We start from the raw sequence: 20,654 nt of genomic DNA on the forward strand, positions 1-20,654 counted from the left end.
GTTCGATGAAAGCCTACACTTTCATACGGTTGAAAACTGCATTGCTTAACCTTATTACTAAATTTACAGGTGGTATGACCATATTCTCAAAGATCATAGCCGGAGAAATACCTTCTTATAAAATTGCAGAGAGCGATAAGTTCTTTGCCTTTCTCGACATATTTCCCCTCGTGGAAGGACATGTATTGGTAGTGCCTAAACTGGAAGTCGATAAGTTCTTCGATGTGCCCGATGCTTATCTGGCAGAGATATTGCTGTTTGCAAAGCCCATAGCACATGCCATCGAAAGTTCCTTTCCCTGCAATCGTTGCGGAATATCGGTAGTAGGCCTCGAAGTGCCGCATGCACACCTGCACCTGTTGCCTATCAATAACGCCGATGACCTCAACTTTACCCGTGGTAAGTTGAAGTTAAGCCCTGAGCAATTGAAAGCGATACAGGAAAAGATAGTGGCGAAGTTATAGGGAGCGGCCTATTTCGTTTTCACCCTGCCGGGATTGGCTTTTACGAAATCTTCCCAACCCTTGACCTTGGTGGCCGGGCTCCTGCTGATGACCCTTTCCTGGTAATGGTGGCACACTGCCACTGCCAGCGCATCCGAAATATCATGATGCGAAATAACGGTATCCTTCAGCGTTAATATTTGTTGAAGCATCTTCCAAACCTGCTCTTTGTCCGCATTACCATTGCCGGTAATGGACTGTTTGATCTTTTTGGGAGAGTATTCATAGACGGTAAGGCCGGCATTCATCGCCACCGCAATGGCAACACCCTGGGCGCGGCCCAGCTTCAGCATACTCTGCACGTTCTTGCCGAAGAAAGGAGCCTCGATCGCAAATACATCCGGCTTGAACCGGATGATCAGGTCGCTCACCTTTTGGTGGATCAGGTGCAGCCTTTCGTAATGGTCTTTTTTGTTGCTCAGGCGCAGCACATCCATATCGAGTACCTCGATATGACGGGCACTGGCACCGATAATGCTGTAACCCATCATCAGGGTACCTGGGTCAATGCCAAGAATAATTTTAGGCAGCTGTTGCAAGGAGTGGGTCAATTCAGTTTATTTTGTACCTCATAGTTGTCGCGACAACTTAATAAATAGCCACTGAACAAAAATATCAAAATAATCCTCAACTACGTGATAGGGCCGCTGGTGTTCTGCCTGCTTGCCTGGTCTATTTATCACCAATTGCAGCGCCAACCCAATTGGAAGGAGTCATTCAGCCATATTCAACAGGCCCTGGCCGGTGCCGGGATCTGGAAATTGTGGAGTGCCGTACTGCTCATGCTCGTCAATTGGGGCATCGAAGCCCGTAAGTGGCAGGTGGTCATCCGGCGTATAGAGCCCATCAGTTTCGGGCAGTCGTTAAAAGCGATCTTTACCGGCACCACCATGGCTTTCTTTACGCCCAATCGCATTGGCGAATACGTAGGGCGGATACTGTACATTGGCGAGCGCAACCGCATTCAAGGCATATCGCTCACTATTGTATGCTCCATCGCTCAACTGCTCGTGACCCTGATAGCAGGTATCGGCGCACTTTTCTACATGAAAAGCATCATCGCCGTGCAGCAGCCAGGCGATACCTCCCTTGTATTTTGGATCAATACCCTGCTGTCCGTTACAGCCGGAGGAGCGGTCATTTTAACATTATTTTATTTCCGCTTGTCCTGGTTGGTGAAGTGGATCGAAAAAATACCGAGAATTGAGCGGTTTGTACGTTATATCCGTGTTTTGGATTCCTTTAACGCAACTATCCTCCTGCGCATATTGTCTTTATCTGTAGCCAGATACCTCGTATTCATAGGGCAATATTATTTGTTGTTTGCAGTTTTTGACGTGTCACTGACCCCCGCGCAGGTATTTGCATCGATAGGCGTGGTCTTCCTGGTGCTGGCCGTGGTGCCCACCATCGCTGTGATTACAGAATTGGGAGTCCGGTGGAAGGCCAGCATCGAGTTGGTACAGTTTTTTAGTACCAATACATGGGGGGTATTAGCCACCTCGTTGTCTGTTTGGATTATTAATTTAGTAATACCAGCGTTGATCGGGAGTTTGTTGATACTAGGAATCCGTATCTTCAAAAACAGGTAGGGAGGGCATTCCCGGCAACTTTGGTGGATTATTCATTAAGAATAAGATTGATACATGAAACGCTTTCGCTTTTTGGGTTTATTTGCGCTAATAGGGATCAGCTTTCCAATACAGGCCGGCAGTGGATCGGGTAATGGTTTTTGTGACATCAAAAATACCGCCTTCCAGGCCAGCGAAACGCTAACCTACAAGGTATTCTATACCGTGGTAGGGGCCTACTTCGGCGCCGGTGAAGCTACCTTCAGCTCAAAAATTGAACGCCTCAACAATAAACCTGTTTACCACATCATCGGAGAAGGGAAGACCTATAGTTTTTACGATGGCATTTTCAAAGTGCGGGATAAGTATGAGACCTATGTCGATACCGCCACCTTCCAGCCCTACCGCTTCGTGCGCAATGTGAACGAAGGCACCTATAAGAAGTACGAGCAGGTAGAGTTTAATAAGACTACCAATGCTGCGGTTACCAACGACGGAGTATACAAAGTACCTGAGTGCGTACAGGATGTGTTGAGCGCCATTTATTATGCCCGTAATATTGAATGGGATAAATACAAGACCGGCGATAAGATCACTTTCTCCCTGTTCCTCGATAAAGAAGTATTTGAAATGTATATCCGCTACCTGGGCAAAGAAACCGTAAAAACCAAATACGGCAAGTTCAGGGCTATCAAGTTCAAGCCACTGCTCATCAAAGGCACCATCTTCGAAGGTGGTGAAAAGATGACTGTTTGGGTGAGTGATGATAAGAACCATATACCCCTGAGGGTGGAAAGTCCCATTTCGGTAGGTAGTGTAAAAGTAGATATGATCAGCTACCGCAATCTGCGGCACACCCTCTCCTCACTCATTGATGTGCGTTAAAGTTCAGCCAGTTTAAAAGCTTCGTTGTGGCGAACACCCCGCTCTGTAGCGTGGAGGTTGCAGCATTCATGTACCGGGTCGTGCTCGAAGAAAAGGATATAATCATTTTCAGCAGCTTCAGTAAGGAAGGACTTCTTTTCCTGTAGGGTCGTTAGCGGGAACATATCATAGGCCATCACATAGGGCAGGGGAATATGCCCTACCGAAGGCAGCAGATCAGCCATGTACACCAGCGTGCGGTCTTTGTACCGGATCTGGGGCAGCATCATCGCATCTGTGTGCCCATGCACGAATCGGATGGTAACATGCTCGGTGAAGCCGATGCCGTCCAGCGGTTCGATGAACTTCAACTGGCCGCTCGCCTCGATGGGCTGAATATTCTCTTTAAGGAAGGAGGCTTTTTCCCGTTCATTGGGTTTGGTAGCCCATTCCCAGTGGCGCAGGTTGCTCCAGTAAATAGCGTTTTTGAAAGCAGGTACCAGCTTATCGCCTTCCCGCACAATGCTGCCGCCGCAGTGGTCAAAATGCAGGTGTGTCAACAGTACATCCGTAATATCATCCCGGTGCAGGCCCAGGGCTTTCAGCGACCCGTCGAGCGATTCTTCGCCGTGCAGGTGATAATGCCCCAGAAACTTCGCATCCTGCTTGTTGCCGATTCCATTGTCTACGAGGATCAGCCTCTTGCCGTCTTCAATCAACAGGCTGCGCATGGCCCAGCTGCAAAGATTGTTGTCGTCGGAAGGGTTGAGTTTATACCAGATGCTCTTGGGCACCACGCCAAACATAGCACCGCCATCGAGTTTGAAACTGCCGGTATGGATGGAATGTAATTTCATCAGGAAGCTTTTTGTTGCTGCTTATGCAGCGCCGAATATAGCCAGATTAGCCCGATCGCAAAGAAAACGATTAACGAGAGCAAGGAAGTTTTCATATTCCCGGTATAATCGTCGATGGCTGCCCAGCTGAACATGCCGAGAACGATGGCGATCTTTTCCGTAAAATCGTAATAACTGAAGAACGAAGCGGTATCGGCAGTCTCTGGCATCAGCTTGGAGTAGGTAGAGCGGCTCAGCGATTGAATGCCACCCATCACCAGGCCTACAGCCACGGCCAGTCCGTAGAAATGAAACTCCGGATCGGTACCGTGCTCTTTCAATACAGCCGTGTAGTAAGCCGCCACACAGATCAGGATCCATATCACCACCACTGCAAATAATACTTTCAGGTTACCGTAAATGGCAGACAACTTAGACATAGCCCAAGCCCCAATAATAGCGACTAGCTGTATTATGACAATGGTAATGATGAGTTTGATTTGACTAAGCTCTAGTACTTTCGCTCCAAACAGGGTTGCCGCCAGCATCACGGTTTGCACGCCCATGCTGTAAAAGAAGAAACCGCGCAGGAACCTTTTCAACACAGGCATTTGCTTTACCTGGGCATATACTTTCTTGATCTCACTGATGCTCTCTTTAAATACACCAGCCGTATGTTTTTGAATAGATGGTTGCGAACGCGGTAACACCCGGAAAGAGATCTGGGCAAAGCCAAGCCACCATATACCAGTGAGGAGGAAGGTTAGCCTGGTAGCCTGGCCCTCGTCGGCCATCGTCATGACCAGCGCAAAACCTATGACCTGCAGCAAAACACTGCCAACATAACCGTATGAATAGCCTTTGGCGCTGATGCGGTCCCTGTCCTGCTCCGCAGCGATCTCGGGCAGGTAAGAGTTGTAGAATACCAAGCTTCCGCAATAGCCAATGGCTGCCACCATGAAGAAAGAAACACCCCACCATACATTCGTTTTGTCGAAGAAGTACAGGAGGCTGCAGCCCAATGCGCCCATGTAGCAAAAGAACTGCATGAACTGCTTTTTATTACCGCGGGTGTCAGCGATAGAAGTAAGGAATGGATACAGAATGGCAATAATAAAGTAAGCGACCGCTACCGAATAGGTGTACAGCGCAGAATTGCTGACATGGTTGCCGAAGAATGGCACCTTTTCCGGAGTAACTGCCGTAAAATAGATCGGGAAGAAGGTAGTCGTAATAACAAGGTTGTACACGGAGTTGGCCCAATCGTACATGGCCCATCCGTTGATCACTTTCTTGGATGCTGTTTGCATAAGCAGAAGGATTTAACAATAAGCCATCATCACCAATCAGGGGCAGGCAGGATTACTCCGTAATCACTTGGGTATAGATCAGGATCAGTAAAATGATACCGGCTATGATCCGGTACCAGCCGAACAAGCGGAAACCACGTTTCTGTAAGAAACCAATAAAGAACTTAATGGCCAGCATCGCTACCACGAAAGCGACGATATTGCCCACGATAAAGGCATACAGGTTGTTCGAAGAGCTCAGGATCAGTTCATAACCCTTCATCGGGGTGCCCGAATCTTTCCAGTCTTTCAGGAACAGCGAATAACCGCTGGCGGCACACATCGTAGGTACTGCCAGGAAGAAAGAGAATTCAGCGGCCAGCTTGCGTGTTAGCTTCTGTTGCATGCCGCCGATGATGGTGGCCGCACTGCGGCTCACGCCCGGTATCATCGCCACACACTGCCACAGGCCCACCGCAAAAGCCTTACCATTGCTGATGCCTTCTTCGGTTTCGATACCCTTGCTGGCTTGTTGGTTGAATATCTTGTCTACAAACAACAGGAAGATACCGCCCAACAGCAACGTGATCGCTACCGTGGTCGGACTCTCCAGCAAAGCATCTATTTTATCAGAAAAGAAATAACCCAGTGTAATGGCAGGTATCACCGCAACGATCAGCTTCACATAGAACTGCCAGCGTTTGAAGTCGAAGAATTTACGCCAGTACAAAACAACCACCGCCAGGATCGCACCCAGCTGCACCGCTACTTCAAACAGTTTGGTAAATTCTTGCTTATGGATGTCCATCAGGCTGCTCGCAATGATCATATGCCCGGTGGAAGAAATAGGAAGATATTCAGTAATGCCCTCAACAATGGCAATAATGATAGCCTGGATCAAATTCATATTGGACGATTGGCAGGTAAAACGGACGGCGCACCATTGTATTGTTGCAGGCTACTTAGCACCCGGTAAAATAACAAAGGCCGCGCCGGCAACTTATGCTTTCGGTTTGCGGAAAATAGCAAATACTTCGAGGCCTAAACCAGCCAGGATCAGGATAGGAGCCAGGGTAATACGCCTGAAGCTGTACACCTCATTGTTCGTAAACACATTGGGATCCTTGCTGTCGCCACCCATCATTAGGGCCAACCCAATCAGCATCACCACGATACCCGCAATGATCCAGATATAGTTTTCTTTCCCAAATAAAGTGTTCGGGGTTTGCTTCTTATCGGTAGTTAATTTTTCGGCCATTATCCAATAGTAATTAGGGCTGCAATATAGGAAAGTTTCGGTTTTGTGCTAAGTTCCTGAAACAGAAAGGCCGGTGAAATCATTTCACCGGCCTTTTATCAATTGTCCGACCCCGTTTTCCCGCCGGTTGGCAGCCTCCGATCGGCCATCCACCTGCCCGAAACGGGTCAATTCGGTTAATAGAGGTCGTCGAGCTTCATTTTCAGGTACTTCACCACACTGCGGTACGTGCTGAACAGCGAAATGCTGATACCCAACACCACCAGGAATGAAAACAACAGCAACAACTTGCCATTGTCGCGCAGATCGCGCAGGTAGGGGAGGAAATACTCGCTCAGCATCATCACCACATAAATGATGGCAATGGCCACCACCGCCGAGATCGTCCCGTTGATGATCGCCCTCACCGTCATAGGGCGGGCAATGAATCCACGGGTAGCACCCACCATTTGCATGGTCTTGATGATGAACCGGTTACTATACATGGCGAGACGGATTGTATTGTCAATCAGCACAATAGAGAAGATACAGAAGATGCCTGCCAGGATAGCGAAGGCGATCAGGCCCACGCGTACGGAGGAGCTCATTTTCTCTACCACGAACGCGGGATACTGAACACTTTCTACCAGCATATTCTGCTTTTCAAGGTCGGCCTTGATGAGGGAAACGCTGTCTTTGTGAACATAACCGCTCTTCAGGTTCAGGTCGAAGGAGGCGGGCAACGGATTCTCGTCCAGCAGCTCCTTGAAATCATTCTCCCCGCTCTTCAGCCAGCGCTGTTTGGCGGTTTCTTTATCGATGTATTCGTACGATTTGGTATAAGGCTGGGATGCAATGTAGGTTTTCAGGGTCTCCACATCCTGTGGGGTAATATTCTTACGGAGAAATATCTGCACTTTCACATCTTCCTTCATCTCTTCCGTGTACTGACGGGCATTTAGCAGCAGCCATCCAAAGATGCCCACAAAAAAGAGCACGATGGTTACCCCCAAAATGGCCATAAAATAAGAAGGCTTGGAACGCTTCGCCGATCCTTTTCCGAATTGCGCCATGAAACAATAATTTTGATGGGTTAGTTAATAAACGGATAACGGCAAAAATAGCGGTTTTATCCCGTCTAAGCCGGATAATCCGTATTTTTGACGCCCTACTAACGGTTGTGGTGCCGGAAAAATTTTTCGGGGTAACGCCTTTTAACGTTTCCTCAACGAATGATTCAAAGCGTAACCCCGGCGTACCAGCCCTGGTGCAAGGTGCAGGAACAAATACCAAGTAAAACAATCTGAATCGTAACGGATATATATGGAATACAAATTCGGCCATATTGAGAAGAAATGGCAACAGACCTGGAAAGAGAACAAAGCATACAAGGTGAGCAATGACAGCGACCGGCCAAAATATTATGTGCTGGATATGTTTCCTTATCCCAGCGGCGCCGGCCTCCACGTAGGTCACCCCCTCGGTTATATTGCCAGCGATATCTTCGCCCGCTACAAAAGGCTCAAAGGATTCAACGTACTGCATCCGATGGGTTATGATGCATTCGGACTTCCGGCCGAACAATATGCCATCGATCATGGCATCCATCCCGCCATATCGACCGAGAACAACATCAAAAATTTCCGCACGCAGCTTGATAATATCGGCTTCTGTTACGACTGGGACCGCGAGATCAACACCTCCGATCCCGGCTATTACAAATGGACGCAATGGATCTTCCTGCAATTGTTCCATAGCTATTACAACCGGAGCACGAAAAAGGCCGAGTCGATCGACAGTCTCCTCAAAATATTCGAGAAAGAAGGGAACGCCAGCCATACCTGTCCCGGCGACTCGTCTATCCGCTTCACCCCCGAAATGTGGGTAGGCTTCGACGAGCACCAGCAGATGGACATCCTCATGCAGTACCGCCTCGCCTTTTGTGGCTATGGCGAAGTGAACTGGTGCGAAGCACTGGGCACTGTACTGGCCAATGATGAAGTGGTCAATGGCGTAAGTGAGCGCGGTGGATTCCCCGTGGTTAAAAAGAAACTCCGTCAGTGGTACCTCCGCATTACTGAATATGCTGACCGCCTCCTGGAAGGCCTCGAGCGCATCGAGTTCAGCGAAGCCATGAAGGAAATGCAGAGCAACTGGATCGGCAAAAGTTATGGCGCCGAGATCAGCTTCGCTTTTAAGCCACAGGGTGGTAAACTCACCTCCCCCGATGCGAAACTGACTGTTTACACCACGCGCCCCGATACCATCTTCGGGGTCGACTTCATGGTCATTGCACCCGAACACGATTGGATCGAAAATATCACCACACCTGCCCAGAAGCAGGCGGTGGAAGATTATATCGCATATGTAAAGAGCCGCAGCGAGCGCGAGCGCATGGCCGAGAAGAAGATCTCAGGCGTATTCACAGGCGCTTTTGTGCTCAACCCATTCGATGGCCGCGAAATACCCGTGTGGATCTCCGAGTACGTACTCGCAGGGTATGGCACCGGCGCCATCATGGCGGTGCCTTGCGGCGACGAGCGCGACCATAAGTTTGCCAAACATTTCAATATCCCCATCACCAATATCATCGGCAGTCACTACAATGGTGAAGAAGCCAACCCGACCAAAGAGGCGATCCTGGAGAATTCAGGATTTCTCAACGGACTGGTGATGCGCCCTGCTATGGAAGTAGCCATTGCCAAACTGGAAGAGATGGGCATCGGCACACGCAAGGTGAACTTCAAGTTGCGTGATGCTGCCTTCAGCCGCCAACGCTATTGGGGCGAACCATTCCCCATTGCCTGGAAAGAAGGGATTGCTTATCCGCTGGCCGAAAGCGAATTGCCTGTATTGTTGCCGCACCTCGACGAGATCAAGCCCGGCGTAGAAGGCGAGGGGCCACTCAGCAACCTGCCCGGGTGGATCAAATCATCGCCCATCGGAGGCGACCGCGAAAGCTCTACCATGCCCGGATATGCCGGCAGCAGCTGGTACTTCCTGCGCTATATGGACCCACATAATGACAACACGTTCTGTGATCGCAAGGTGAGTGACTACTGGGGTCAGGTAGATCTCTATATCGGTGGTACCGAACACGCCGTAGGCCACCTGCTCTACAGCCGTATGTGGACGAAAGCGCTTTACGACCTTGGCCTCATCGGCTTCGACGAGCCCTTCAAAAAGCTCGTGAACCAGGGCATGATTCAAGGAAGTAGCCGATTTGTATATCGAGTGAGTATTTCCAATCAAACTGGCACTTCTACTTATAACTACCCAATTTTTGTTTCACAAAAATACTATGATCAGTATCTCGCACATGGATATTTAGCAAAAGAGACTTTGGATGATTTGTTAAATCGCAGGGAGGTAAAAGAGTGGAAAAAGCCTGTTCAGGACGAGTTCTCTGGAATACTTTCAATTGCCCCATTGCACGTGGACGTTAACATTGTTGACGGTGTTGAATTAAATCTGGACTCGTTCAGAAAATGGCGTAGTGAATATGAAAATGCTGAGTTTATTTTAGAAGATGACAAGTATATCTGTGGGTCTGAAGTTGAGAAAATGAGTAAGAGTAAATTCAACACTATTAATCCTGATATCCTGGTCGAAAAATTTGGAGCCGACACATTCCGCATGTACGAAATGTTCCTGGGCCCCGTGGAAATGAGCAAACCCTGGGATACGAAAGGCATCGAAGGGGTACACCGCTTCCTCAAAAAACTCTGGCGCCTGTTCTTCGACGAAGTAAAAGGACAAGTCTGGAACACTGAAAAGCCCACCGATGCGGAATACAAAGTTCTTCACAAGACGATCAAGAAGATCGAAGAAGACACCGAAAGGTTCTCTTTCAACACAGCGGTAAGCTCTTTCATGATCTGCATCAACGAGCTCACCGACCTCAAGTGTCATAAGAAAGATATCCTGGAGTCGCTGATCATCCTGCTCACGCCGTATGCTCCGCACATCAGCGAAGAGCTCTGGCACCTGTTGGGTAATACCACTTCTGTGCTGGATGCAGGCTATCCGAAGTTCGAGCCGAAATACCTGGTAGAAAGCAATAAAGAGTACCCGATCTCCGTAAATGGCAAATTGCGTACAACCATCAACATTGCCCTCGACGCCCCACAGGAAGATGTCGAGAAGATCGTGCTCTCCAACGACGTGATCCAAAAGTGGATGGAAGGAAAGCCCCACAAGAGAGTCATTTATGTGAAAGGGAAGATGGTCAACGTGGTGGTATAAGACAGGCTAAGCGCATTGCGCATACTACTGAAGAAAGTCCTTTACATACAAAAAGCCAGCCGCATCAACGGCTGGCTTTTGTTTTCCATTTCAATAATAATAGGAGCACAGACCGATGGCTCCCTACCCTAAGGTTCCGTATCCTGTTTAATTAAACGTATTAAAGCGCTGCTGTTCTCGTCGGCATGTAACCGGGCCTCATACCGCTTCTTCCCTACGATCGCTACCATGAAAGAAGTATTGGGCGGAATAGATCCCAGGTTCTCCGCCACCATCACCAGTTCATTGTCATTCTCCAGGTCGTCGGCATTGAGGTAAATGGTATAGGCCTGATCCGTTAACCTGATATGCTTAAAGATGAGTTTCTTATTTAGGAACAAAGCGATCGAATCACCATCAACCTGAGCATTGTCGTAAAAGCGGAGCTCGATCTTCTTACCCGCAGTAATCGGGATCACCGTTTGCAACTTATTCGTCCTTACTGTGAATTTATCCTCCGGCGTAACAGGCTTGCCAACCGGCGTTTTAACCACGACAGGAGGAGCCGCTGTTGCAGGCGGTGGTACTACCACCGGACCAGGCTCAGTGACCGGAGCTTGTACATTTGGCGCCTCCAGTGGCCTGGGGGCAACGGACCTTACCGGTGTAGCTGCCAGTTCCATTTCAACAGGCGGTGGAGCAAACGACAGTCGCGCCACACTATCAATAATAGTTGGGTGATTGGCGCCTACGGTGTAATTCTCTATCACATAATCCCATTCATCTGTAAATGTTGGGGTGTTGATCTTCTCCAGCGCAACCGGCCCGGTAGGCACTTCTTTATGGTCGCGCTCTGTACTGCTGCCATCCAGCAACATTTTCTCTTCACCTGGACAATTAAAGTCGGCCACGGTCAGCATAGGCCCGGCTCCTTTGCCCGAGATCCGGTCTTCCAGCAATTGCTCATCCCACCACACCACATCATTGGTTTGGCCATCGAAGTAGCCGCGTACGGCATACCGGCGGTAATGATTTTGGGAAGTGTAATAATAAACGGTGCCCAGTAAACTGTCGCCCTTCTTCACCAGCTTCAGTTCGGTACGCATTCCACCCGTCTTGCCCTTCCAGGCGCCGGTAATGGTTTGTGACAGAGCTGTTTGATGCAGCAGCAAAAAGCAGGCAATCAGGCAGCAGCATGAAATGGTAATAGTTTTCAATTGGTTATCGTTGGATGATAGATTAAAACGCCCGCTATCACATTAATATTTTACGTTAAGTTTCTTTTAACGATTCACTGCTCCACACCAACAACGGCGTATCGATATTTTGCGGAAATTAGTACTATGGCACACCCAACAATAGCGTTGATAGAAGGATTGCGCAAGGCTGCCGGCCAACTGCGTAGTGGAGCATATTATGCCTGGGGAAATCATGGCGCTTGTAATTGTGGTCACCTGTTGCAAGCCACCACGCGGCTTAGCCCGGACGAGATCAGGAGCTATGCACACACGGGCATCGGCGAATGGACCGAGATCGCACAGGAAGCCTGTCCCGTTACCGGCGCCCCCATAACATTGCTACTTTCAAAGCTCGAAACAATCGGGCTCACCCCAACGGATATCCATAACATTGAGTATCTTGAGGATAGGGAAGTATTGAAGCATTTACCCGGAGGTTTCCGGTGGCTCAAGAGAAATGTGCGGGAAGATGTGGTTGTCTATTTTGAGACCATGGCCGCTCTGCTCGAAGACAAACTCGGAGCAAGTCTGCAGATACATCTGGAGCAGCTGATGTCTCCAATGCCCGAATTAGCATAACTAAGTTACACGCTCACTTGCGTATGGATTGTTTTGAATCATGAAGTCGATGCTTCATCAAAACCATCCGTGTATCTCATTCGCCGCCCCATCATCCGCGGCGACGAAATAAGCAAAAGGCCCGAAGAAATATTGCAGTAAAAGAGATCGCGCGTATAGAACAAAAAAACGGTGAGTGACTGATTGTCGCTCACCGTTGCTGTTTATGATTGTTTTAAACTTCTGTCTAGAAGCCTTTCTTAGGCGCTTTTTTGATCTCTTCCAGCATCTCTTTCACCGCTCTTTCCAACTGCTGGTCGTATCCCTTCAGGATCGATTTGTAATCATTGGCCACGCGGATATCCGGCTCCAGCTGCATATTCTCTGTGGTGCGTTTTTCCTTACCGATGGTGCCGATCATGGGAATACCAAACACCAGGGTTGGGTCGATCTGGGTTTCCCACCAAACCGCTGTACCGGTGCCGGGAACCGGCATGCCAATCAGTTTGCCGATGCCCAGGCTCTTATACGACCAGGGAAACAAGAAGGCATCCGAGTAATTGCTTTCACTCATCAAAACACAGGAAGGATTGGTCCACTTGTTCAGCGGCTCACCCGATGTAGGCGTAACGCCCTGTGGTGAAAACTCCATGTACTTCTTCGCGCCGAGGAAGGTCACGAGGTCATCATGCAGCCAGCCACCACCGTTAAAGCGGGTATCGACGATCAATGCCTCTTTGTTGATATTCTTGCCGCGTACTTCTTCAAACACGGTCCGGAAGCTGCCGTCATTCATGCCCTGTACATGCACATAACCAACCTTACCACCCGAAAGCTCTTCCACTTTCTTGCGCATCATCTTCACCCAGCGGTTGTAGAGCAGGCCCTGCTCTTCGCCTTGCGAAATGGGTTTCAGGGTCTCTTCCCAGCGTTCTTTGGTGGCAGGATTATACAGGCTCAGCAATACATTTTTGGTGGCCTTGCGGTTCAGCAGCTTGTTCCAGTCTACTGTAGCGGTAATAGACTCTCCATCGATCTTCTCGATCACTGTACCATTGGCTACCTTGGTTTTGGCATTGAGGAAAGGACCGCCTTCGATCACTTCCATGACCTTAACACCAGGCCCTTCAAAGGTTTCGTCGTACAGCAATCCAAGGCTCGCTGTTGCGTCGGTATTCACTTGTGGAGCAGCATAGCGGCCACCTGTATGAGAAGCGTTCAACTCACCCAGCAGTTCACTGAGCAATTCCTGGTAGTCGTAATTGTTGTTGATATATGGCAGGAATTTGGCGTACGTGGTTTTGTACAGGTTCCAGTCTACTCCTTGCAGTTTGGGGTCATAGAACTTCTTCACCACCTGGCGCCAGGCATGCTCATAGATATACTCTCTCTCGGCGGCAGCATTCAGGTTCATTTCGCCGTTCACGATCACAGGCGATACGCGGCCCGCTTCTGCATCTACCTTCATGATGCGCCCATCGCTTACCACAAACAGGTTCTTGCCATCTTTGGTGATGTCCATGCCGGCGGGGCCACCATCCAGTTTGCTCAGGATCTTCGTTTCGCGGGTGCGGGTATTCGTCATCCACAGGTCGTAGCCTTTCTCCACGCGGGCCAGGAAATAGAGTTTCTCCCCGTCGGCGGAAAGGATATAATCGGAGATATTGCCCGAATTGATCGTCAGCCTTTCTTTGCGGCCATCGAGGTTCTCAAAGAGGGGCTGCCAGTCTTTTTCTTTTTTGGCAATAGCCGCCTGCAGGGCAGAGTCCTTCTTTTCTTTCTTATCGTTCTCTTCTTTCTCCTTCAGCAGGGCGTAGTCGTCTTTGCTGAGTTTGAAGCGGTCGTACAGTTCCTGGTCGAAGAACATAGCATAGATATCAACCTCCCGGGCGCCTTGGAAGGCCAATGGTCTCTTACCATCGCGGTCGGTTAGCCACAACAATGCCTTGCCATTGAAAGCCCACTTGGCGCCGGCATCGCCGAAACCGCTTTGGGTTACATTCATTCTTTCGCCGGTACCGTCGGCTTTCATCAGCGCGATCTCTGCAATGCCCCAGGCGCCTTCGTTCGAGTTGAGCGCGATCCATTTGCCATCGGGGCTCCAGCGGAAACTCTGGTCGCCATCGGCATAGGAGAAGTTAACGCCCTTGGGCAAAATGACGCGGCTCTTCTTGGCGGCAATATTGAAAACCTTGATGCTATTTCTTTCTTCGAGGTAAGCGATCTCTTTGCCATCGGGAGAAACCACCGGTTGAAACTCTTCGGCCGCTGTTGCGATCAACGGCTCTTCTTTGAGTACAGTAGAGGCGTAGAAATAGGGCTCCTCTTTTCGCTCGATGGTTGTGCGATAAATATCCCAGCTGTTGCCACGTTCTGCTGCATAGATCAGCGAACGGCCATCGGGGCTAAACTGCAGCGTACGTTCCTGCTGCGGCGTATTGGTGATGCGCTTGGTAATACCGCCTTCTACCGACGTAACGAATACCTCACCACGCACAATAAATGCGAGTTCCTTGCCATTGGGCGAAAGGACAGTTTGGGTAACGCCGGTATTGATCGGCAATATCTTTTCGGTATTGGTACGTCCATCGGTATTGATGCGGATAGAAACCTTTTTGGGTTGGTCGCCTTCTTTGAGGGTATAGATCTCACCATCGTAAGTAAAGCAAAGCGTATTGTCGCCCGAGCGGGAGAGGTGCCGTACCGGGTGCTCTTTGAACTTTGTCAATTGTTGTTCGGCGATCTTTGTCTTTACAGGCGCCTTGTAAATATTCTGGCTGCCACCATCTTTCTCGCTCAGGTAATAGAAATACTGGTCATCGGCCGAGAACAGGGGTTCACGGTCCTCTCCGCCAAAACCCGATACCTGCTGGTATTCATCCTTCTTTACGTCGTAGATCCAGATATCACGTGTTACCGAGGAAGTGTGGTGTTTGCGCAAAGCGTCTTCATAACCTTTGCGGTCCTGGAAGATCAGTTGGTCGCCCTTGCTGCTGAAGCGGGCATATTCCGAGCCGGCAGAAAGATACATTACCGAACGGCCGCTGGTAACCGGTACTTCATACAGCTTCTGGAAAAGGGCTCGCTGCGGAAAGCGGGCGCTGGTGTAGATGTCATTTCGATTAGTACCGAAGATCACTTTTTGGCCATCGGGTGTAAAGTCATAGGGATAGTCATTCGCCGAGTGATACGTAAGGCGGGTCGCTTCACCACCAGCTGATGGCATTACATACACATCGAAGTTACCATAGCGGTCGCTGGCAAAAGCAATGTACTTGCCATCGCGGCTCCACACCGGCATGAAGTCATGCGCTTCGTGCAGCGTGAGCGGCGCAGCGTCGCCGCCGGCTGCGGCTACTTTGTAGAGATCACCTTTGTAACTGAAAACGATCGTTTTACCATCCGGCGAAATAGCAGGATAACGTAACCACAGCGGGTTTTGCTGTGCCGTTGCCACCTTCACCATAATGAAGAGAAACAGCACCAGGAGGTATTTATTCATAAATAGTAGAGTTTTAGGAAAAGGAATTGAAATAAAGGTAGCAAACCGGGATATTTGCAGGAGACGGGATTGCATAAAAGCGATAATAGGCTTACGAACGGTGCCTGTCCCCGGTTGGCGCCGCTCCGCGATGTAATAAACTGCCAGCATTTCCGACGAATATCAGCAAACAACTCAAGCGCCACTATGCCCTCAGCATTCGAGAATACAATACGGAAATACCAGTCAGGCTTTCATCCCGTGATGGCCATCAACAAGGATAAGGATCATCTGTTGCACCTCGATTTCACAGAGGAAAATAAGGAGTTGACGGCGGCTGTTATTGACGACACCCAACGCTTCTCGGCATATATCGAACATAAAATAGCTTCCGCCGGTTGCCGCTATGGCATCGGGGGCTATGATGAGAACAGAACGGTGTATAGCCGCAGCGCCCACTTCAGCGGACAGCCGGGTGAAGAGCCCCGCCGCCTTCACCTTGGTATCGACGTATGGGGACCTTCCGGCACTCCTGTGTATGCGTTCATGGGCGGCATGGTGCACAGCTATGCCTTCAACGACCAGTTTGGAGACTATGGCGCAACGCTCATCCTGTTGCACCAGCTCGATGGTATGCCCTTTTATACCTTATACGGCCATGTTAGCCTGCCCGATATTCAGAAAGTATCGACCGGTCAATATGTTTCGATCGGGCAGGAGATCGCTCATTTTGGCAAGCCCGAAGAAAACGGACATTGGCCGCCGCACCTGCACTTCCAGATCATACTCGACATGGAATTAAAAGAAGGCGACTATCCCGGCGTTTGCAAATATTCCGAAAGAGAAAAGTACCTCGCCAATTGTCCCGACCCCGACCTGATCCTGCAATTAATGCGTTACGCGAAATAGACATTCACTCCCCACCAAAGTTCAACAAAAGGGCTAGCTGCTAGCCCTTTTCAGTATATTTCAACTTCAGGAGCGCCTTACTACGCTATTAACTTACCGCTGAACAACACACGCCCCCACCGGCTTAAGGCCACACCCTCTACCGGCACCGCAGACCTGCGGATACCTGTTCCATTCAATTTTATTCAACCTAAAATGAACAACTTATGTCATTTAATCTTGTTGATTCGGTGAAGGGCCTTTTTACCAATGAACTTGCCGGTAAGATGGCCTCATCTTTTGGGGAAAGCGAAGGCAGTGTTCAGAAAGCACTCAGTGGAGCCATCCCGGCAGTATTGGCCGGTTTGCTCAACAAAGCAGGTACAACAGAAGGAGCGTCCAGTATCCTCAATTTATCGAAGGAAGCGGCCAGCAGCGGGGTACTCAATAACCTGGGTAGTTTCGCGGGCAGCGGCAACCTCGTCAGCAAAGGACTCGAATGGCTGAAGAAACTGTTTGGAGATAAATTCGACAACATCACCAGCCTGATCTCCGGCTTTGCCGGCATACGCGATTCTTCGGCAGCATCGGTATTGAGTGTCGCTGCGCCGGCTGCGTTAGGCACACTCGGCAAACAGGTAAATACGAACAACCTCAGTGTGGGCGGACTCACTTCTTTGTTAGCCAGCCAAAAAGATTCCATTCTTAGTGCGCTGCCTTCTGGGCTTAACCTGGCTGGCGCACTTGGCCTGGGCAGTCTGGGCGATCTTGGCAGTAAACTAACAGGAGCTTTCAGCAGTGCCACCGGTACAGCCAGGGCTACCGCCGAAAAGGCGACCAGCGGCGGTAACAAATGGTTGATGCCGCTCATTATTGCGTTGATCGTGATCGCTGCGCTGTACTACCTGTTCAAAGGCTGCAACAAGAGTGCAGGTGATGCTGCCGTACCGCCGGCCGATACGGTGGTGAACCGGGCACAGGATTTGCCGGCAGCACCGGTCATGGAGTCTATCAAGGTAAAACTGCCCGATGGGGTAGAACTCGATGCATATAGAGGCGGCATTGAAGACAAGCTGGTCACATTCCTCAATGATCCTGCCTCACAGGGCGGCAAGGATGTTTGGTTCGATTTCGATAACCTCAATTTCCAAACGGGCAGTGCCGAAATAACGGCCGAAAGCATGCGGCAGGTGAATAATATTGCAGCTATACTCAAAGCTTATCCTAAATTGAAGATCAAGATAGGTGGGTATACTGATAAGAGCGGAGATGTAGCCGTCAATAAAAAGTTGTCGCAAGACCGGGCCGATGCCGTGCTGAAAGCATTGAAGGATACCGGCTCCAATTCCGCACAACTGGTAGGCGCCGAAGGGTACGGATCGGAGTTTGCGAAAGCAGCTGCCGATGCCCCAGACGAAGAACGCCGTCTCGATAGAAGGATTGCCGTTGGCGTAAGAGAGAAATAGGGGAGCACACTACAGTAGCGTTATGTAATGCACGGATATTAAAACAGAGCCTGTCTCAATGGATGGAGACAGGCTCTGCTATTTTTTTATGCCCCGGCTTGCGGGCTCCTACCCGTGGGGCACAGCGTGTTGGCGCTACAACCGGGTTGTTGGAAGCTCTGCCCTAAACCTGTTTCGCTAAATGACCTTTCCGTCAGGTAGCAATCAGATGCTATAACCCAATTTGATCTTGTAGCGGTACTTGCTGCCAAACTGCTGTTCGAGCTTCAATACTTCATGGGTTTTCTTACTGATCCAGAATGTTTCATTGTTATTGGGGCTGCCGTGTTTCAATAGCCAGCAATCGATCTTTTGATTGTTCACCCCTTCCAGCTGCGCGCTGCCCGAAACCGTGTAGGCCTGCAGTTTAGGAGCCGGAAAACCCGGATCATAAAAGTTGATCATGAAAGTAACATTGTCTTTGTATGGGAGAATGGGGAAGGTTTCAAGATCGAGATGCCAGTTGAGGACATTTTGATCGAGGGCTGCATGGAAAGCCTGCAATATGTTCTTCTTTAACCTGGCGGTATCCGTATTCGAAAGCAAAGTGTCCTGCATGAAAAACTGTTTGCTGATAAAGTCGGCTTTCGTGGTTCCGCGACTTGCCCACCAGCTTTCATGCAGAAGCGGTGCAAATGTTTTCTTATCGCATACAGAATAAACTTTGTGTACGATGGTCTTATTGTCTTCCCATTCCTGGGTAATGCCGATAGCTTCCCGTCCCTGGTAAGAAAGAAAGTCTACCTTCCTCGACCAGAATTGGAAGTCGATACGACTGCTGTCCTTGCCCATTTTAAAATAAACGAGATACCGGTTCACGCCGGGTTGCAGATAACGGGTCTGTACTTTCGATCCATCTACCACAATGGTATCGTGCTGCTGAGCAACTGCAAGGGAAATGTTGCCCATAAGGATCAAACACAGTAGGCTGACTGAGTAAATTGGTTTCATGGCTTATGTTTTAAGAGTAAGCCATAAAAATATATTCCGGAACGCCCGCCTCCGGCAAAATGGGAATAATGGAAGGGCGCGGGGATAGGTGGCAATTCATCCCAATTCCATGTCGTTTTATTACATACTTACAGCATCGCTTTCACGATCTCTTCCCACTCCTGTTCGAGTGAGTAGCCGGGCATACGTTGATCAGCTTTATTGTACCAATAGTTTGCGTTGAAAACATCACCTTCTTTGCGGTGCAGGTAAGCATGTATCCATGAAGCCTTTTTGTCGGGCACATCCTGTATGGTCTCGTGCGATGCATCCCAGTCGCCTTTGGCATCGTACCAAAGCGATTTCAGGTAAACCGACAAGCCGGAGGGAGGAGTTGCTTGCGTAATGCTGGCATAAAATTGATCGTAGTTCATAGTGAACCAAAGATAAGAAAACTAAAAGCCCGGCAACTTTGGGAAACGGCCGGGCTTCAGCATGTATTTTGGTGGAGCGCCGTGCGCTCAGGTTAGTTACGCGTTGTGGTCATTTAGCTGAACGACACCTTCTTCGTTGGCCTATGCATTATAGACAGCTGCAAACACCTGCGCGAAATCATTGAGCTTTACTTTGCCCAATGCAGGACGATGCTTCCAATAGTCTTCGAGCGCTGCACCCGTATCCATCGAGGTACCCATCTCAACGAGGTTGTCAGCCCCCGATTCTCCCAGCCCCGCCTGCAACAATCCTGCTTTGGCCTGATCGTCGGGGAATTTTATCCAGGCAAGGTCCGGTTTGCCGATGGCCTTGCCGATAGCGGCAGCGATGGCGTCGGTACCCACTTCATCACTGGCGATGTATTGAATTGTATGTCCTTTAAATGACCGGTTGAGGAGAGCATCCGCAGCCACGGCAGCAATATCGCTGGTATCCGCGATCGGGAACTTACCGGCGGGGATGCTGAAATTGTTGCCAATGATGCCAGCATGTTTAACGAGACCTACTAGCGCCAGCAGGTTGTAGTAGAAGAAACCGGGACGCAGGTACAGGATGTTTATATCCGTGAGTTCGTTCAGTGCCTGTTCCGTGCGATGCAGACCGGTGATGGGGCCCGTACCATCGGGCAGGTGAGCGCCGATGCTGCTGAGCACCACTACGTGTTTCACCGGACTTGCTTTCAATGCAGCAGCATAGTTCTTTCCTACCTGAGTTATGGCGCCCTTCAAATCCGTTGTACCATAGTTGGGCGGTATCATCAGGTAAAGGCCGTCTGCCCCTTTAAACGCGGCCGATAGAAAAGCTACATCTTCCACCGAACCGATGGCAGCCTTTGCACCTTTGGCAACAAGCTCCTGTAAATTGGCAGCATTACGTCCGATAACGGTAACCTGGTGGCCGGCGGCTATCAGTGTTTCGGCGAGTGGCTTTGAGATGTGGCCTGCGCCACCTGTAATAACATAGTTCATAATAAGTTGATTTGTGCGTTAGTAGATGAGTGATATTTGTTTGTATATACAAGTATTGGGGTAAAAA

Annotated in this window: 18 protein-coding genes; 7 read left to right on the top strand and 11 right to left on the bottom strand. The window is 49.6% G+C overall.

Features of this window, described 5'->3' with window-relative positions:
- The first annotated feature begins 74 nt into the window (after positions 1-74).
- Complete coding sequence (locus P2H89_RS02955) at positions 75-464, top strand: HIT family protein (protein ID WP_275825001.1); 390 nt, start codon at positions 75-77, stop codon at positions 462-464.
- Positions 465-472: 8 nt separating this feature from the next.
- Here the strand turns inward: P2H89_RS02955 and ruvC are convergent, their stop codons facing one another.
- Entirely contained in the window at positions 473-1,054 is a 582-nt protein-coding gene (gene ruvC, locus P2H89_RS02960) for a crossover junction endodeoxyribonuclease RuvC (protein WP_275825002.1), read from the bottom strand.
- Between the two features lie 84 nt (positions 1,055-1,138).
- Between ruvC and P2H89_RS02965 the strand changes: the two genes are divergently transcribed.
- Together P2H89_RS02965 and P2H89_RS02970 are read left to right on the top strand one after the other, a co-directional pair.
- Positions 1,139-2,095: a lysylphosphatidylglycerol synthase transmembrane domain-containing protein gene (locus tag P2H89_RS02965; RefSeq protein WP_275825003.1), complete on the top strand. Its 957-nt coding sequence runs from the start codon at positions 1,139-1,141 to the stop codon at positions 2,093-2,095.
- Between the two features lie 54 nt (positions 2,096-2,149).
- Entirely contained in the window at positions 2,150-2,959 is an 810-nt protein-coding gene (locus P2H89_RS02970; RefSeq protein ID WP_275825004.1) for a DUF3108 domain-containing protein, read from the top strand.
- Here P2H89_RS02970 and P2H89_RS02975 read toward each other — a convergent pair.
- From P2H89_RS02975 to P2H89_RS02995, 5 genes are all read right to left on the bottom strand, one after another.
- Positions 2,956-3,795 (bottom strand): MBL fold metallo-hydrolase, encoded by an 840-nt coding sequence (locus tag P2H89_RS02975; protein ID WP_275825005.1) that lies wholly within the window; start codon positions 3,793-3,795, stop codon positions 2,956-2,958. The genes P2H89_RS02970 and P2H89_RS02975 overlap by 4 nt on opposite strands.
- Positions 3,795-5,084: an MFS transporter gene (locus P2H89_RS02980; RefSeq protein ID WP_275825006.1), complete on the bottom strand. Its 1,290-nt coding sequence runs from the start codon at positions 5,082-5,084 to the stop codon at positions 3,795-3,797. The genes P2H89_RS02975 and P2H89_RS02980 overlap by 1 nt, the downstream gene beginning before the upstream one ends.
- A 52-nt stretch (positions 5,085-5,136) precedes the next feature.
- Positions 5,137-5,970 carry an undecaprenyl-diphosphate phosphatase gene (locus P2H89_RS02985; RefSeq protein WP_275825007.1) on the bottom strand — a complete coding sequence of 278 codons (834 nt, stop codon included), beginning with the start codon at positions 5,968-5,970 and terminating at the stop codon, positions 5,137-5,139.
- 93 nt (positions 5,971-6,063) lie between these two features.
- The gene (locus P2H89_RS02990) at positions 6,064-6,321 is read right to left on the bottom strand and encodes a DUF3098 domain-containing protein (protein WP_275825008.1); all 258 of its coding nucleotides are present in this window, start codon (positions 6,319-6,321) and stop codon (positions 6,064-6,066) included.
- Positions 6,322-6,497: 176 nt separating this feature from the next.
- Positions 6,498-7,373, bottom strand: coding sequence for a permease-like cell division protein FtsX (locus tag P2H89_RS02995; RefSeq protein ID WP_275825009.1), 876 nt, complete (start codon positions 7,371-7,373; stop codon positions 6,498-6,500).
- Between the two features lie 250 nt (positions 7,374-7,623).
- Here P2H89_RS02995 and P2H89_RS03000 point away from each other — a divergent pair, with 250 nt between their 5' ends.
- Complete coding sequence (locus P2H89_RS03000; RefSeq protein ID WP_275825010.1) at positions 7,624-10,545, top strand: class I tRNA ligase family protein; 2,922 nt, start codon at positions 7,624-7,626, stop codon at positions 10,543-10,545.
- A gap of 128 nt (positions 10,546-10,673) precedes the next feature.
- Here P2H89_RS03000 and P2H89_RS03005 read toward each other — a convergent pair whose 3' ends face one another.
- Positions 10,674-11,741 (bottom strand): hypothetical protein, encoded by a 1,068-nt coding sequence (locus P2H89_RS03005; protein WP_275825011.1) that lies wholly within the window; start codon positions 11,739-11,741, stop codon positions 10,674-10,676.
- A gap of 126 nt (positions 11,742-11,867) precedes the next feature.
- Between P2H89_RS03005 and P2H89_RS03010 the strand changes: the two genes are divergently transcribed.
- Positions 11,868-12,341, top strand: coding sequence for a hypothetical protein (locus tag P2H89_RS03010; protein ID WP_275825012.1), 474 nt, complete (start codon positions 11,868-11,870; stop codon positions 12,339-12,341).
- Between the two features lie 226 nt (positions 12,342-12,567).
- Here the strand turns inward: P2H89_RS03010 and P2H89_RS03015 are convergent, their stop codons facing one another.
- Positions 12,568-15,822, bottom strand: a complete 3,255-nt coding sequence (locus P2H89_RS03015; RefSeq protein WP_275825013.1) for a S41 family peptidase — start codon at positions 15,820-15,822, stop codon at positions 12,568-12,570.
- Positions 15,823-16,008: 186 nt separating this feature from the next.
- Here P2H89_RS03015 and P2H89_RS03020 point away from each other — a divergent pair, with 186 nt between their 5' ends.
- Both P2H89_RS03020 and P2H89_RS03025 read left to right on the top strand, forming a co-directional pair.
- Positions 16,009-16,710: a peptidoglycan DD-metalloendopeptidase family protein gene (locus P2H89_RS03020; RefSeq protein WP_275825014.1), complete on the top strand. Its 702-nt coding sequence runs from the start codon at positions 16,009-16,011 to the stop codon at positions 16,708-16,710.
- A 206-nt stretch (positions 16,711-16,916) separates the two neighbouring features.
- Positions 16,917-18,155 (top strand): OmpA family protein, encoded by a 1,239-nt coding sequence (locus P2H89_RS03025; RefSeq protein ID WP_275825015.1) that lies wholly within the window; start codon positions 16,917-16,919, stop codon positions 18,153-18,155.
- 204 nt (positions 18,156-18,359) lie between these two features.
- Here P2H89_RS03025 and P2H89_RS03030 read toward each other — a convergent pair whose 3' ends face one another.
- The 3 genes from P2H89_RS03030 to P2H89_RS03040 form a co-directional block, all read right to left on the bottom strand.
- Positions 18,360-19,145: a hypothetical protein gene (locus P2H89_RS03030; protein ID WP_275825016.1), complete on the bottom strand. Its 786-nt coding sequence runs from the start codon at positions 19,143-19,145 to the stop codon at positions 18,360-18,362.
- Between the two features lie 128 nt (positions 19,146-19,273).
- Positions 19,274-19,558 (bottom strand): hypothetical protein, encoded by a 285-nt coding sequence (locus P2H89_RS03035; protein WP_275825017.1) that lies wholly within the window; start codon positions 19,556-19,558, stop codon positions 19,274-19,276.
- Positions 19,559-19,699: 141 nt separating this feature from the next.
- Complete coding sequence (locus tag P2H89_RS03040) at positions 19,700-20,587, bottom strand: NmrA family NAD(P)-binding protein (RefSeq protein WP_275825018.1); 888 nt, start codon at positions 20,585-20,587, stop codon at positions 19,700-19,702.
- Positions 20,588-20,654: the final 67 nt, after the last annotated feature.

Source organism: Paraflavitalea sp. CAU 1676 (genome assembly GCF_029223285.1).
GTDB lineage: Bacteria > Bacteroidota > Bacteroidia > Chitinophagales > Chitinophagaceae > Paraflavitalea.

What these genes read in the sequence shown, in the direction of transcription:
- P2H89_RS03035 (WP_275825017.1), bottom strand. Translation starts at nt 19,558, where the DNA reads ATGAACTACGATCAATTTTATGCCAGCATTACGCAAGCAACTCCTCCC.
- P2H89_RS02995 (WP_275825009.1), bottom strand. Translation starts at nt 7,373, where the DNA reads ATGGCGCAATTCGGAAAAGGATCGGCGAAGCGTTCCAAGCCTTCTTAT.
- P2H89_RS03015 (WP_275825013.1), bottom strand. Translation starts at nt 15,822, where the DNA reads ATGAATAAATACCTCCTGGTGCTGTTTCTCTTCATTATGGTGAAGGTG.
- P2H89_RS03030 (WP_275825016.1), bottom strand. Translation starts at nt 19,145, where the DNA reads ATGAAACCAATTTACTCAGTCAGCCTACTGTGTTTGATCCTTATGGGC.
- P2H89_RS03010 (WP_275825012.1), top strand. Translation starts at nt 11,868, where the DNA reads ATGGCACACCCAACAATAGCGTTGATAGAAGGATTGCGCAAGGCTGCC.
- P2H89_RS02990 (WP_275825008.1), bottom strand. Translation starts at nt 6,321, where the DNA reads ATGGCCGAAAAATTAACTACCGATAAGAAGCAAACCCCGAACACTTTA.
- P2H89_RS03020 (WP_275825014.1), top strand. Translation starts at nt 16,009, where the DNA reads ATGCCCTCAGCATTCGAGAATACAATACGGAAATACCAGTCAGGCTTT.
- P2H89_RS02985 (WP_275825007.1), bottom strand. Translation starts at nt 5,970, where the DNA reads ATGAATTTGATCCAGGCTATCATTATTGCCATTGTTGAGGGCATTACT.
- P2H89_RS02970 (WP_275825004.1), top strand. Translation starts at nt 2,150, where the DNA reads ATGAAACGCTTTCGCTTTTTGGGTTTATTTGCGCTAATAGGGATCAGC.
- P2H89_RS03040 (WP_275825018.1), bottom strand. Translation starts at nt 20,587, where the DNA reads ATGAACTATGTTATTACAGGTGGCGCAGGCCACATCTCAAAGCCACTC.
- P2H89_RS02955 (WP_275825001.1), top strand. Translation starts at nt 75, where the DNA reads ATGACCATATTCTCAAAGATCATAGCCGGAGAAATACCTTCTTATAAA.
- P2H89_RS02975 (WP_275825005.1), bottom strand. Translation starts at nt 3,795, where the DNA reads ATGAAATTACATTCCATCCATACCGGCAGTTTCAAACTCGATGGCGGT.
- P2H89_RS02980 (WP_275825006.1), bottom strand. Translation starts at nt 5,084, where the DNA reads ATGCAAACAGCATCCAAGAAAGTGATCAACGGATGGGCCATGTACGAT.
- P2H89_RS03000 (WP_275825010.1), top strand. Translation starts at nt 7,624, where the DNA reads ATGGAATACAAATTCGGCCATATTGAGAAGAAATGGCAACAGACCTGG.
- P2H89_RS03025 (WP_275825015.1), top strand. Translation starts at nt 16,917, where the DNA reads ATGTCATTTAATCTTGTTGATTCGGTGAAGGGCCTTTTTACCAATGAA.